General features: G+C 53.2%; 9 protein-coding genes. 5 read left to right on the plus strand and 4 right to left on the minus strand.

The genetic code is table 11. The annotated features are described in order from the left end of the window. Positions 1 to 316: 316 nt before the first annotated feature. The 4 genes from aroA to trxA all read left to right on the plus strand — a co-directional run bounded on the left by aroA (position 317) and on the right by trxA (position 4,272). Positions 317 to 1,573: a 3-phosphoshikimate 1-carboxyvinyltransferase gene (gene aroA / locus SH527x_RS11930; protein ID WP_437190904.1), complete on the plus strand. Its 1,257-nt coding sequence runs from the start codon at positions 317 to 319 to the stop codon at positions 1,571 to 1,573. Continuing rightward, positions 1,570 to 3,096 (plus strand): transcription antitermination factor NusB, encoded by a 1,527-nt coding sequence (locus SH527x_RS11935; protein ID WP_437190905.1) that lies wholly within the window; start codon positions 1,570 to 1,572, stop codon positions 3,094 to 3,096. Before aroA ends, SH527x_RS11935 begins: the two co-directional genes overlap by 4 nt. A 15-nt stretch (positions 3,097 to 3,111) precedes the next feature. Continuing rightward, positions 3,112 to 3,597: a hypothetical protein gene (locus SH527x_RS11940; RefSeq protein WP_437190906.1), complete on the plus strand. Its 486-nt coding sequence runs from the start codon at positions 3,112 to 3,114 to the stop codon at positions 3,595 to 3,597. 345 nt (positions 3,598 to 3,942) lie between these two features. Continuing rightward, positions 3,943 to 4,272: a thioredoxin gene (trxA, locus tag SH527x_RS11945; RefSeq protein ID WP_437190907.1), complete on the plus strand. Its 330-nt coding sequence runs from the start codon at positions 3,943 to 3,945 to the stop codon at positions 4,270 to 4,272. Between the two features lie 170 nt (positions 4,273 to 4,442). On the opposite strand, the gene SH527x_RS11950 is transcribed toward trxA, so the two are convergent. From SH527x_RS11950 to SH527x_RS11965, 4 genes are all read right to left on the minus strand, one after another. Beyond that, positions 4,443 to 5,198, minus strand: coding sequence for a carboxypeptidase regulatory-like domain-containing protein (locus tag SH527x_RS11950; RefSeq protein WP_437190908.1), 756 nt, complete (start codon positions 5,196 to 5,198; stop codon positions 4,443 to 4,445). 314 nt (positions 5,199 to 5,512) lie between these two features. Next, positions 5,513 to 6,229, minus strand: a complete 717-nt coding sequence (locus SH527x_RS11955; protein WP_437190909.1) for a BON domain-containing protein — start codon at positions 6,227 to 6,229, stop codon at positions 5,513 to 5,515. Between the two features lie 272 nt (positions 6,230 to 6,501). Then, a complete protein-coding gene (locus SH527x_RS11960) occupies positions 6,502 to 7,647 on the minus strand; it encodes a hypothetical protein (protein WP_437190910.1) in 1,146 nt (381 codons plus the stop codon). Between the two features lie 248 nt (positions 7,648 to 7,895). Beyond that, positions 7,896 to 11,426 carry a secretin N-terminal domain-containing protein gene (locus SH527x_RS11965; RefSeq protein ID WP_437190911.1) on the minus strand — a complete coding sequence of 1,177 codons (3,531 nt, stop codon included), beginning with the start codon at positions 11,424 to 11,426 and terminating at the stop codon, positions 7,896 to 7,898. A gap of 811 nt (positions 11,427 to 12,237) precedes the next feature. On the opposite strand from SH527x_RS11965, the gene infC reads away from it, so the two are divergent. Continuing rightward, the gene (gene infC / locus SH527x_RS11970) at positions 12,238 to 12,864 is read left to right on the plus strand and encodes a translation initiation factor IF-3 (protein WP_437190912.1); all 627 of its coding nucleotides are present in this window, start codon (positions 12,238 to 12,240) and stop codon (positions 12,862 to 12,864) included. The last annotated feature ends 265 nt before the right edge of the window (positions 12,865 to 13,129 follow it).

The raw sequence follows: 13,129 nt of genomic DNA on the forward strand, positions 1-13,129 counted from the left end.
ACCCCGCAAAGCTATTATTCACAGAGACACACTTATCGCACCAACCGTCATACACAGCAGAAAACAATCAACCGAATATCAGCGGTCAGTCCAGATTGAGCAGGCTTCCAAAGCGGAAGCACGTTCCTCAATTTGTCGCGATGCCCCTGATGTATCGACGGTGATTGCGTTAGAATGCGGCAGAAATGGCGACTCAGAAGCGTCACATCAGGGAAAGATTCGCAGACGGGCAATCCACAACGTCTCTATCAAAACTGACAGATTCACCACTTATTCCAACTCTGACATTTACATGGAATCGCTCGAAATAATTCCGGTGTCTCGCCCTGTCCAGGGAGTGATTCGCCCCCCTGGTTCAAAAAGCCTGACGAACCGCGCCTTGATGATTGCCTCACTGGCAACCGGTTCCTCCGAACTGACCGGCATACTCGACAGTGTCGATACCCGTGTCATGATTGATAGCCTGCAACGGCTTGGAATTCAGGTCACGCCAGATTGGGACGCTCGAACCATCTCCCTGACCGGTCAGCAGGGACGCATTCCAGTCTCTCAGGCGGACCTGTGGTGCGAGAACAGTGGCACCAGCATTCGCTTTCTCACAGCCCTCTGCGCAACCGCAAACGGACGCTTCCATCTCGATGGAAATTCCAGAATGCGAGAGCGCCCCATTTCTCCACTGGTGGACGCTCTGAAAGCGATCGGTGTTGACGCCCGATGCGAACTGGAAAACGGTTGCCCACCAGTTGTGATTTCCACATCAGGATTGCCGGGCGGTCGAATTCAGGTTGCTGGCAACATGTCGAGCCAGTACCTCAGTGGCTTACTGATGGCAGCCCCTGCGGCACAATCCTCAGTAACAGTTGAAGTGGTCGGGGAACTGGTTTCACGCCCCTATGTCGACATGACTCTCGAAATGATGCGTTCATTCGGTGCAGTCGCTGATGAACCAAAAGCAAATCACTTCCAGATTGCGGCGACTCCTTATATTGGCCGCACCTATGACATTGAACCAGATGCATCTGCGGCCAGCTATTTCTTTGCTGTCGCGGCCGTCACGGGAGGGCGTGTCACCGTCGAAGGCTTGCATCGCAACGCATTGCAAGGTGATGTTCAATTTGTCGACGCACTCGTTCAGATGGGATGTGAAGCGGAGTGGAACGAGAACAGCATCACGCTGCAGGGGAAGCCACTTCACGGTGTCGACATCGACATGAACGCCATCAGCGACACAGCACAAACGCTGGCGTGCGTTGCCCCGTTTGCGACCGGTCCTACCAGAATTCGCAATGTCGCCCACATGCGTCTCAAAGAAACAGACCGAGTCTCAGCTGTCGTGACCGAACTCCAACGAGCCGGCTTGAATGTTGAAGAGCACCAGGATGGCATGACGATTCACCCCGGGGCACTTCACCCCTGTGAAATCCACACCTACGACGATCACCGAATGGCCATGAGTTTTTCACTTCTTGGATTACGCACCGCTGGGATTCGCATTGCCGATCCTGGTTGCACATCAAAAACCTATCCGGAATATTTTTCGGACCTTGAGACACTTTGTGGGAACGCACGATGAACCCGAACCCACATAATCACAATCGAGACAACCAGAATCGCGGCCAACGGTCCGGTGGATCTTCACGGGGACGTGGACCATCAAACGGGCCATCTTCCCGCTGGCTCGCCTTTCTCGCAGTACAGGCGTTTTCGCAGAATGGCTCCTTCGTTTCGAAGACGCTGGACGACCTTTTCACGCAGTTTCCAACACTGCCCAGAGAACGTCACTTTGCCACGGAAGTCGCCGCAGAAACAGTCCGCCGAGGGCTGACGATCGACACGATTCTGAGTCGCTATGTCACACGACCACGCGAATCTGTCGAAGACGAATTGTGGCTCCTGCTGCAGATCGGCTGCTGTCAGCTCATCTTCCTGCCACACGTTCCTCCTCACGCTGCTGTCCATGAAACAGTGGCCTTGTGCGAGCGTTTGAACAAGCCGCGAGCCAAAGGGTTCATCAACGGCACACTCCGCAGTCTCGAACGCGAAGCGAGTCTGTTGAGCGACGAATCAGGAGTAGCATCCCATGAGGCTGGCCTCGCGCTGACCGAGCTCGATCGGCATCACCTTCCAATCTACGAAATCCGCGGAAAGAACGCTGGTTACAGGACGATCGAGTTTGCGCGGGAAGTCTTTGCAGACCCCGCCGTTGAACCGATTGAGTACATCTCTCAGGTGACCAGCTTGCCACACTGGCTGGTCTCGCGCTGGTCGAAAACAGTGCCGGACCAGAATCAACTTCTGGCTCGTTGCCTCTGGTACACAACTCCCGGGCGAGTTTCGCTTCGAGTGAACCTGAATCGCACCACGCGAGACGAAGTGCTGAACATCTTGAAGGAAGCGGGAGTCAAAGCTCAACCTGGAGTTCTTCCGGAATCAATCCAGCTTGCTGGCTCCATCTCCCCGGGAGAGATTTCAGTCTTCCATGATGGCTGGTTCAGTGTTCAGGATGAGTCCGCGATGGCAGCGACAGATCTTCTCAACCCGCGCCCGGGTGACACGATTCTTGATCTCTGTGCAGCACCGGGCGGAAAGAGCTGTCATATTGGAGAACGCCTGAGAAGCACCGGTCATGTCATCGCCTGCGACCTCTCCGAGGTCCGACTGCGTCCCATCCGAGAGAACATCGCCAGATTGCACCTTGATAATGTTGAGGCCGTCCGCATCGCCGAAGATGGTCACAACACTCCTGAAGGACCATTTGACGCAGCCCTGATCGACGCTCCATGCTCTAATACTGGAGTACTCGGAAAACGGCCGGAAGCGAGGTGGCGAATCACTCCGGCAACGTTGCAGGACCTGATTCCTCTACAACGTCGCCTGCTGAATGATGCCATCGACAGGGTGAATCCCCGAGGTCGGATCGTTTACTCAACGTGTAGTATTGATGCAGCAGAGAACTCGGAACTGGTTCAGTCAGTGATTGATTCCAGAACCGATGTCCGACTGGTTACAGAGCAATTCCACGAGCCAGGCGCACCGGGGGATGGAGGCTATCAAGCCCTTCTGGTCAAAAAGCTGCCGCTGCCAGAGAAAGATTGATCCGATACGCCGAAAATGACGTTGTCCCAATTGCAACTTGCCGTCACGGCATTGCCCCCAATAGACAACAGCAGGGGAACTCAATTGCCACTTCAACGCTTGGTCGGAATCGTTCCTCTCGGAATCGGGTTAACTGTTCTGGCAGGAGTATGGTTTAGTGGATTCGGACTAGTTGGTGGGCCATTCGGAGATCCATTTGATGGACCACCCCTGTTTTTCAAGGTTTTCTTCAGCTTCATCGCAATCGGCTTTATCCTGCAAGGCCTGCTGATGCTGACGACAGATGCAATGTTCCCCCAAGGCAGGATTCGTGAACTGTGGGCGAAGCAACTGGAAGCATTATTCAAGCATCAGGACGAGGTACAGGCACCAAAGGCAGGCGAGTATGCCTGCAGCAACTGCCGTGCACCACTTGGTACGCAAGCAGATGTCTCCCCATTGGGTGACGTCCGGTGCAAACACTGCGGAAATTGGTTCAACATCCACGGACGAAGCCGCTGAGCAAGTCCGATTCAGCACCAGAAACCTGCAACTCTGGCCTGAACAGAAATTTATCGGGACAGAATCAGCAGAATCGGCGGCAAAAAATGGATTCAAAAAGTGTCGATAAGCATCCAGTTTTCCACAACGCCATATAAATTGTGGATTTACGCCGATCTCACCGTAATCCCCCCCGTTGACACCCTTTTACCGACCCTATAATTTCCAACGTTTCAAAGACAACCTGTCGCAAGACAAGCTTGAGCCTGCAACAATCAGGTCTGGATTTCACAGCGAGCCCAGACTTTTCAAAATTGAGATCACAAGAACAAGCTGTTTACCGAATTCGAAGTGAGGAATAGAGACATGGCCGGAAATGTTCAGGAATTCAGTGACGCAACTTTTCAGGACGATGTGCTGACCAGCAGCGCGCCAGTTCTTGTTGACTTCTGGGCTCCATGGTGCGGGCCTTGCAAGATGCTGACTCCAACGATCGAAGCTCTGGCTGACAAGTACGTCGGCAAAGTTAAAGTCGGAAAACTGAACACCGACGATAACCGCCAGGCTGCGATCAATTACCAGATCAACAGCATTCCAACACTGATCGTCTTCAAAGACGGAAAAGTTGTTGACCGTATCCTCGGTCTCCAGTCACAAGAACGGATTGCCCAGCTGCTTGAGAAACACATCGGCTAGACCGATCGGTTTACTCTGTGCCCGCAGTGCAAGACGATAGAGTCGGCTGGTCAGCATGAACTGGCCAGCTAAAAACAACAAAAACGCGGTGCCTCTCATTGAGAAGCACCGCGTTTTTTCTTTTCACTTCATCCTGACAAACAATCGATGTCAGCGATATTCAACAATGATTACTTGTCGTCGAAGGATTTCACTGGCACTTTGTGAACCTTCAAAGTGGTTGTTTCGCCATCTTTGATTTTCACAGTCAGCTTACGATTGATGTAGCCAGCCGATTCGTGCCAAACGCGGAACTCGTGTTCCCCTTCTGGCAGGTTCTCGATCTTGAACTTCCCTTCGCTGTCGGTGATCGCAGCATAAGGGTGATCAACGACAACCCACCATGACAGCATCCAAGGGTGAATGTCACATTGGACTTTTACTGGAATGTTTTCAGCAGCTGGCATCTGAACTTTAATACCAGTGCGGTCCTTTGGCATCACCATCGAGTTAACAGATGTGTTTGCCAATGGATTTGTATGCACGTTGTGAGCAACGTCATCGTCTGACTTGCAAACCACGGTTTGATCTGTGCGAACAATCATCGCGTGAGGCAGGAAGCGGCAATTCTTCTGATCGAAGACGACTTCCTTGGCTTTGCTTTCCTTCAGATCAGGATGGATGTTGGCTGGTGCCCGTCGCATATAAACGACGATGTTTCCAATCCCTTTTGTCTTTGGGTCGAACGCACGAGCTTCGTTCGGAATGTCATCAGCAGCACAAGTGGCTGCGTCTTTGATCGTGGTGTCCCCTTTTTTCTTCAGGGGAGTCGCCGCTGGAACATCACCATCCAGGATGAACTGTCCTTCGACGGAACCGTAGCCAGCCGCAAAGCTCTGGCCGCTCAGTGCGAACACGAGTGCCGCTGCCCAAGCAAAACGTACCATGAAAACCTCCCAAAGCCTTTAATGGCGTGCAGTTATCGTCAAGGTGGAAACGTCTTGTTCGCCTCATTTCAGAAGTTATTTCTGAGACAGATCTATCCTAAGCAAAGCTGCAGACGGTGGCGACTGTCAGGCGATGAAATTTCATCAGCCGTCATTGAATTCTTAAGGGATTCCGAGCCGAAGAGGATCAGGAACGCCCCCCGACACGACTTAGCCCCCCAACACGAACCCTAAGCGTAATCTATTCGCAATAAAGACGATACAACATCGAAGCACCAAAGAGATCGGCCTCGGAAAAACAGAGGGACTCACGGTCACGGAGTCGAGGAAACAGCGAGTTCGTTTCGAACCGCACGAACGCCGGGTTCCATACGAACAAGTGTCTCGATCAGTTTACGATCGTGTTCTGAATGCACCTGTCCCGAGAGTGTCACGATTCCTGCATTGTCGGCATGAGCAACGACACCATCGGCTCTGGGACCGATGGCTGGAAGTTTCACCAGATTCTCTTGAATCGACATACGAAGTTCAGGGATCACTCTCGTCTCGACGTCAAACCCCAATCTCATCTGAGGGATGATGTTTTGAGCAGGAACATTCGCGCCGTTTTGATTGAATTCGTTGTTCCCTACCAGATTCTGCAGTAGAGAAAACTGATTGGCAGCAGAACCGCGACGAGCATTTGACGTTGCATTCTGGCTGCCTACGAACCGGTTGGCATTGTCTCCACGCCCGACAAAGCCGCTGGTTCCAATCGTTGCTCCGAGAGCCCCATCCGCGGTGTTCATTGCTCCCTGGGACCCGGCGCCTGTCCCTGTCCCGGTCGCTCGTCCAGTCCCGCCGCGACTTCCAGATCCAGCGGTCGTCGGCATTGCACGTCCAGTTTGTGTTGCCTGAGCAAACGGATTACTCGCATTGGAAACAGCAGTGGAATTCAGCGCCCCACCTGATCCGAACAGAGATTGAGCCTGACATTCTGCACCAGCAACGCAGACTGAGGCGACGACGAATCCGTAAACGAACCGTTTCATGGGGATTCCTTCTCAATCAATTCCGAGGGAGCCCGTCCATATGCCCGGTTGACTCCAGTGTCAATTATTGTAACTCCGCTCAACCGAGAACGGTCCGTCGATTCCGCGAATTTTCCTGACGAGCGACTGTCCATACGAGATCGACACCCATTCTTCCGAAAATTCACTCGCCACTTCATGTTCCAGCGAACCGGCATCCCCACAACTGGAGTGACAGGCAATGCTCCAACAGATGTGAGCACTGCACCTTAACTATTGAAACTGCCGACACTTCAATCAAGTAGCGGGTGAGGTTCAGCCTGCACCTTCTTCTCTGAGGTCTCCCCTTCAATCGGGTGAGGTTCCCCTGAAACTGGAGTTGCAGCTTCAGTCCCTGCTGCTGATGTTGATACTGCCGAATCTGGAAACGCTTTGGGAGCGACTTTCTCAGTCGCAGCCACTGGAGTTGAAGTCGCTGCCGCCTTCAGTCGCATGCCTCCAGAAGAGACTGCGGCAGGCTTCTCTGCGACATTCGGACTGGCACCATCAAGAAGGATGTGGCCACCTTTGGATTCTGTCTTTTGAGGAACTGACTCGGAAGCCGAAGCTGACGTCGCAATTGGTTTCGCTTCCACCTGAGGAACTTCCCTCGGGACTGTTCGATTCCCCGCTGTGTCTACTGCTGCATCTGCTCCTGAAACTGATGTCGCAGGCAGAGTCTTGACGCCGGCTGACTGTGTCAGTTGCGACAGCTTCGACTTCAACAACAACATGTCTTCACCATTGCTTTGAGCTGAAGGGGAGACCGTCGGAATCGTCGAATGACTGGTGCTTGCAGTTTCGTGAGATGCCAGCTGAATTCCCTCAGCATGCACTTGAAGCGGCTGACTGACAGCAACTTCCGGCTTTCTCGCAGTTTTTCCAGCCAGAACGATGGAACTCATCTTTGAGTAGACCGGATTGCCGGTCTTTGGAGTCAGGCGCACCCGTAAACTGCATGTCGCCTTTTGGGCTCCTTTACGAGTGTACGGAATGAAGAACTGATAAGCCGTTCCGACATTTGTCTCTGTCAGAAACGCCTTCATTGCGACGGAGTTAAATTCAAACTGATGAATTGGCTTCTGCTGCTCTTCTTCTGTCCCGACATCATCGAAGACATACACCATCAAGTCGCCATCGACGCGAACCGGGGCATCAATTCCGTGAGCAAAGAACATCACCTGTCCAACGAATCCACGTGTTGGCAGACCATCCAGCCCATTTCCTTCACCTTGTTCCCAAAGACAGATGGCTTCAAATACAGGATGCTCTGCTGACGCCTCAGGAGACGATCGCCCCATCCCAGGTTTGAGCTTCAACATCTGCTGACAACCAGACGCCATCATGACGCCTGCCAGTAGCAGAAGTTGAAGTTGCCTTTGAAATAATGTTGCATTCATTGTCGGCGGTCCCTGCCGGCGTTATGACCATCCTGGTCTGCTCTGCGTCCTGTGGCATCTCTCCACGTCATACTCTGACTGTAGAACGACCTTCTACAACTCAGGACGCCATCTCACCTCATTTGCCGCGATCCGCCATCAATGGTGAATCGCAACGACTCAAACTTCGTCTCATGCACTCCTGTCAGGCCACTCCTGCCAGGCCACTCCCGTCAGGGCAGCCTATTGCCTGCTCAGGCTGCACCGACTTACTGATCGTCCAACGGGGAAATTGCTTTTGCGCCTGTTGGATTGATCATTCCCGGAGTCAATGTTGGCGGCGGAAGTGCAGGGATTTCCGCTGGGTTTGCCGGATACAGGTTCAGTGGTGGACTGTTCTGAATCGGGAGCGTCATCTCTTGAGGAGCCCCGTAGATTGGTCCATGTATCGCTTCAACATCGTCCTGGAAGAAGTGGAGTCGACCTGCCTCGATCTGCTTCAACATTTCTGCATCAGCATCACCATGAATCACACGCGGTGTCAGGAAGATCAGCAGTTCGCGTCGATTGTTTGTATAGCCGTCATAGCGAAACGCTTTTCCAATCAACGGCAAGTCACCCAACCACGGAACCTTTCGCTCCTCAATCGAATCATCTTTCGAAATCATTCCCGCGAGCACGACTGTCTGGCCATCTGGCACTTTGACCGTCGTTCGAGCCGTGGTGATGTCTTTGACCGGCGAGTAAACAACGTTTCCATTTGCGTCCGTCGAGATCGGAACGCCACTTGTCAGATTCGGGTAGGCACTCTTTTCTGCCGCGACTTCCATCACGATCTGTCCTTCAGGACTGATTCGCGGTGAAACGGTCAAAATCAGACCGGCATTTCTCGTTTCCACAGTCGTCTGGGCGATTCCGTTCGAGATTGTCACTCCAGTCGGTACCGGGACTTCCTGACCAACCTGAACCTGTGCTGTCTGGTTATCCAGAGCAATCACCTGCGGGCGGCTGAGAACACGAACTGTTCTGCGGGCGGCCAGTGCACGAATCAACACACTCACAGAGTCCGAGCTCGCGGACAGAACCATCCCGCCGTACCCGAGATCGCTGTTTGTTCGGCCCACTGCGAAGTTCGACAACCCTTGTGCCCCGACAGTTCCGTTTGTCGCAGCGTTCGTGTTGTTGCTTCCCAATGGCTGGTTATTGAAATTGAAACCTGGAATCGCCTGTTGTGAAATGACGTTCGTTGTCTGAACGTTCCCCACGCCTGGGACCGCTGTTGTTGTCGTGGTGGTCACGAGATCACTGATCGCACTTCGGGCAAACAGCACCGGGTCCTGGAATCCCAGTTCCACTCCGAATTCATCCTGATTGTTGAGCGTCACCTCGACGAGCATTGCCTGAATCACCACTTGCGGCGGCTCTGCATCGAGTCGTTTCGCGATCTCTTCAAGTTGTTTGAAGTAAGCCGGAGTCGCACTGATCAGCAAACTGTTCGTGACAGGTTCCGCAGTGACGATGATTTCCTGCTCAAGTAACTGACTGGTGCTGATCCGATTCGGGTCGAGTGTCGCCAGCTCCCGTTGTGCCTGCAGGAACTCATTGATTGCCTGAGCAACATCAGCAACGGGGCTGTTTCGCAGCTTCAAAACAGTGGTCTGTCGATTCCGTGCATCGTTGGTATCGAGCTTGTAGAGAATCGCTTCCACGACCTGGAGGGCATCCGCTCCCCCGACTGCCACCACACTGTTTGTACGTGCATCGACCGAGAACCGCATTGGGACCAGATTGCTTCCGCTTCCCTGAGCTCCCATCAACTCAATGCCAAGGGCCGAGCTCGCACGGTTCGCCAGGTTCCCCTGATTCCCTTGTGTCGTGCCTGCGTTGAACAACTCTTGAAGCAATGTCGCCGCACTCGAAGCGTCAGCATTCTTCAGGGTGAACACTTTGATTTCAGAGATCACTGAACTGGGGCGATCCAGCATCCGGATCAACTCTTCCACCAGTGGCATACTCTGTTCAGAAGCGGTCACCATCAGACTATTTGTCCGAGGGTCGGCATTGAACCGGATGTCATTCAACAGACCTGAGCGAATCAGGTCACTACTGCCGTCTCGCAGGAATTCAAGAACTGTCGCTTTGGCCTGCTGGTTTGCAGTCCCGGTCTGTCCCTGTCCGCCGCCGATCCCACCGGTCGCACTGACGCGTGCCGGGTTGAGGATGCTTTGCACTGCGTCATTCAAAAATGTCGCGAGTTCTGTCGCAACAGCACTCTTCAGTTGGAACAGCTGCATGCGGCTGACTGAACTGGCATGCTCACTATCAACTCCACGAATGAATTCTGTGATTTCAGTCAGATCACGAGGATTGGCCTGCACGATAATACTGTTCGTCCGCGCATCGGCCGCAACTTTGATCCGAGTCCCCAACCCCGTTGGCGGTTGCGTATAGAAGGTTGTCAGCATCTCGGCGACAGAGGTCGAGATGGCGTGTTTCAGACGAAAGACATGGACTTCGTGTCCCGGATCAACGGGACGGTCAAGTTCTTCCGCCAGTTCGAGTACGGCCTGAATCGCCTGTGATGGTGCCAGCACAAGTACGGCATTTGGAACCACAACCGGAATGACCCGAACGGCGACCTGACTTTGCTGCGCGTTATTGGTTCGCAACTCCGTCATTCTCGCATAGACATCATTCAACAATTGCGAGAGCGACTGAGAATCGACGTGCTGTAGCTTCAGCAAGTGAATCTCTGGCATGCTGCCAACGGCCATTTGCTCAACGGCTCGAATCACCTGCATGACCGCTTCGACGTCTTTTTCGTTTCCGCGGAGAATCAACAGATCGAGATCATTCAACGCTTCAATCGAGACGTCGCCCTTCAGATTCCCGAGCAAAGCTGGCAAAGCTGTCGTCGTCCCTGGAGTTACTCCCGAAGTTGCAGGTGTTCCAGCTGCAGGCGCTTCACCTGTCGCTGGTGGCATGGGCGGAGCCGCTGGAACTGCAGGTTCGAAATCAGCCGGAGCTTCAGCTGCTGCTGCCGGTGGTTGCTTGGCCTGTGCCTGAGCGATCAGAGAAATCGGTTGGGCTAATTTACGACCAGCTTCTGCGAGCGTGCCGTCTCCAGCCACGATTTTCGGGGGAATCCCTTCAGCGAGCGGATTTGCATCCAGTTTCAAAATGAGCTGGCGGATTCCAGACTGGACTGATTCCGTCGCCGTGACAACGAGTGAGTCGTTCGCAGTATCAATCTCCAGTACGAAGAGTGGACGAGAATCCGCTGCATTTTCGTCGTCAAAATGAGAAACAACAAACGCTGGCAATCCGTGCGGGCCAGCATTCTCCAGCTTGGATCGCTGCTTGAAAGCCACATGCAGCTGTTTCGCCAGATCTAACGCTGACCGCTGTTGTGGTTTAATGTTGATCGAAGTGACCGGCTCGGCCTTCGCAGAGACCGATGGCTTGTCTGCAAAAGGCCCCGCAGCTGGAGCGACAGGAGGACTATCGGTCGCCCCTGCTGCTTCATGACTGACACGCTGAATCATCGATTCCTGACGTGTCGGCTGGATCGTTGTCGCGTTCAATGGCAGCGCGGTCCCGGCAGTGGCTCCCGGTTGAACGTGATGCCGGCTGAACTCTTTGCGTTCGACGCGTGTGGAGATCACCTCCAACACTTCGTTCTTGGCAACGAGTCTGTAACCGAGTTTTTCGAGATCGCGGTTCAGAATTCGAACCGCGTCTTCCCGTTTATGTTTTTCGAAGTCCGTTCGGCTGAATTTCCCTGGTGGAACTTCTGGCATGACCAGGGTGGATCCAGTCTCATTGGCCACCTGGGTCAACACTTCGTCCCAAGGCTTTCGCAGAAAGTTCAGTTTGCACTGTGCCTCTCCCTTCGCGGAACTTGTTCCACGGGTTTCTGGCGACGAGTTTGCCTGACGCGATCTCGACGGTTCAGCTGCATTGGCCGTGAGTGCGCACGGAAATGCAAGCGGTACCGCCGCAAGGAAGGACAGAAGCCTGCCGATTCTGTTGAACCGGGGTGCTAGCATGGGACCATCCAGATTCGTTCATAAGGAAATAAGATTCCGCGTATCGCGACAGGTCAGGAATTTTCACCAAAACCTGCGATCTCGGCGAATATGGTTAAAGAATCCCGTTCGCGTTAGTGCGATCGCGTCCGTCCATCAATTTTGGACGATCCCACACGCACGATTCGGCAGGAACTGCCATTAACTGGCTCAGAATCAGTCGAACAGGAAGGAACTTAGAGACGAATCGCGACTCACCCTATTCTGCAAGTTCCGGTCAAACCGGGCGAGCTTGAGGCAAATTCGAGGCAAAAGCGCCGTTTCTTCCAAATTTCCCGACAACAATGCACGGTGAATGTCGGCGACAAGAGGGTACGGGCTGTCCCAGAAGATGATTTCGGGGAGGGACATCGAAGATTTGTGTGCAATTCGACATAAAATTTTGCAAAGTCGGAGTACACTTTTCAGGCTGGCGTCAACTATAATAACGCTAAGTTTTGTATTTCCTGTGATAATTGGAGTGTTTGCCATTTCTCGTCCACCGCAACAGCCCGCCTCGCGCAGTCCTTCGAATCTTCCTCGGATGAATGAACGCATCCGTATTTCGCCGGTCCGCGTCGTGAATGCGGAAGGAGAGATGCTGGGTGTGATCGAAACGGCTGCCGCTCTGCAGATGGCTCAGGATGTTGGGCTCGATCTTGTCGAAGTCAGCCCTGACTCGAAGCCACCTGTTTGCCGAATCATGGACTTCGGCAAAGCCCAATACGAAAAGCACCGTAAGTCAGCCGGGCCGAAGCAACACAAGAGCCAGCTGAAGCAGATTCGCCTGGGCCCTAAGACCGGCCAGCACGACATTCACGTGAAGGTCGAAAAGGCTCGCGAATTCCTGTCACGTAAAGACAAAGTGAAGGTGAACGTGGTCTTCCGTGGCCGTGAAAACGCTCACCACGACCGAGGCCGCGACCTCCTGCAGGAAATCATCAACCAGTTGGGTGATGCTGCGGTGATCGAGCAACCACCACGCATGGAAGGGGCTCGCGCAATGTCGATGCTCCTGATGCCGAGCAGCAAAACAATCGCAGCGGCAAAATCACTCAGTGCTGCGAAGCCAAATCAGAAGCCATCGGCTGAAGTTGACGATAATGATGATATTGACGACGTTGATGACGATTCAGCAGATGACACATCAGACGATAGCACTGATGAATAAGTTCTGCTTTGATTCGTGAAATGAATCATTCAACGCTCTTGGTCGCCTCGATCAAGAGCGTTTTTTCATGCCTTGTTCACGATCTCAACAGTTGACTTCTCGTCCGCTCTCTCAGTCCTCCCATCGTCAGTCTGCATTTGTGAGTTCATGTCATACCATCAGAAACATGGAAGCAGTCCCCATCTGTTTAAACAGCCACAGGATAAAGCGAACCGACTTGGTGACCGTTGACTCCTCAATCGTGAACGTAAGAATTGAACGGCTC

Source organism: Planctomicrobium limosum (assembly GCF_051465645.1).
Classification (GTDB): domain Bacteria; phylum Planctomycetota; class Planctomycetia; order Planctomycetales; family Planctomycetaceae; genus Planctomicrobium.

Coding starts and splice junctions, on each gene's coding strand:
- SH527x_RS11935 (WP_437190905.1), top strand. CDS start 1,570: ATGAACCCGAACCCACATAATCACAATCGAGACAACCAGAATCGCGGC.
- SH527x_RS11940 (WP_437190906.1), top strand. CDS start 3,112: ATGACGTTGTCCCAATTGCAACTTGCCGTCACGGCATTGCCCCCAATA.
- trxA (WP_437190907.1), top strand. CDS start 3,943: ATGGCCGGAAATGTTCAGGAATTCAGTGACGCAACTTTTCAGGACGAT.
- SH527x_RS11950 (WP_437190908.1), bottom strand. CDS start 5,198: ATGGTACGTTTTGCTTGGGCAGCGGCACTCGTGTTCGCACTGAGCGGC.
- SH527x_RS11955 (WP_437190909.1), bottom strand. CDS start 6,229: ATGAAACGGTTCGTTTACGGATTCGTCGTCGCCTCAGTCTGCGTTGCT.
- SH527x_RS11960 (WP_437190910.1), bottom strand. CDS start 7,647: ATGAATGCAACATTATTTCAAAGGCAACTTCAACTTCTGCTACTGGCA.
- SH527x_RS11965 (WP_437190911.1), bottom strand. CDS start 11,426: ATGCCAGAAGTTCCACCAGGGAAATTCAGCCGAACGGACTTCGAAAAA.
- infC (WP_437190912.1), top strand. CDS start 12,238: ATGAATGAACGCATCCGTATTTCGCCGGTCCGCGTCGTGAATGCGGAA.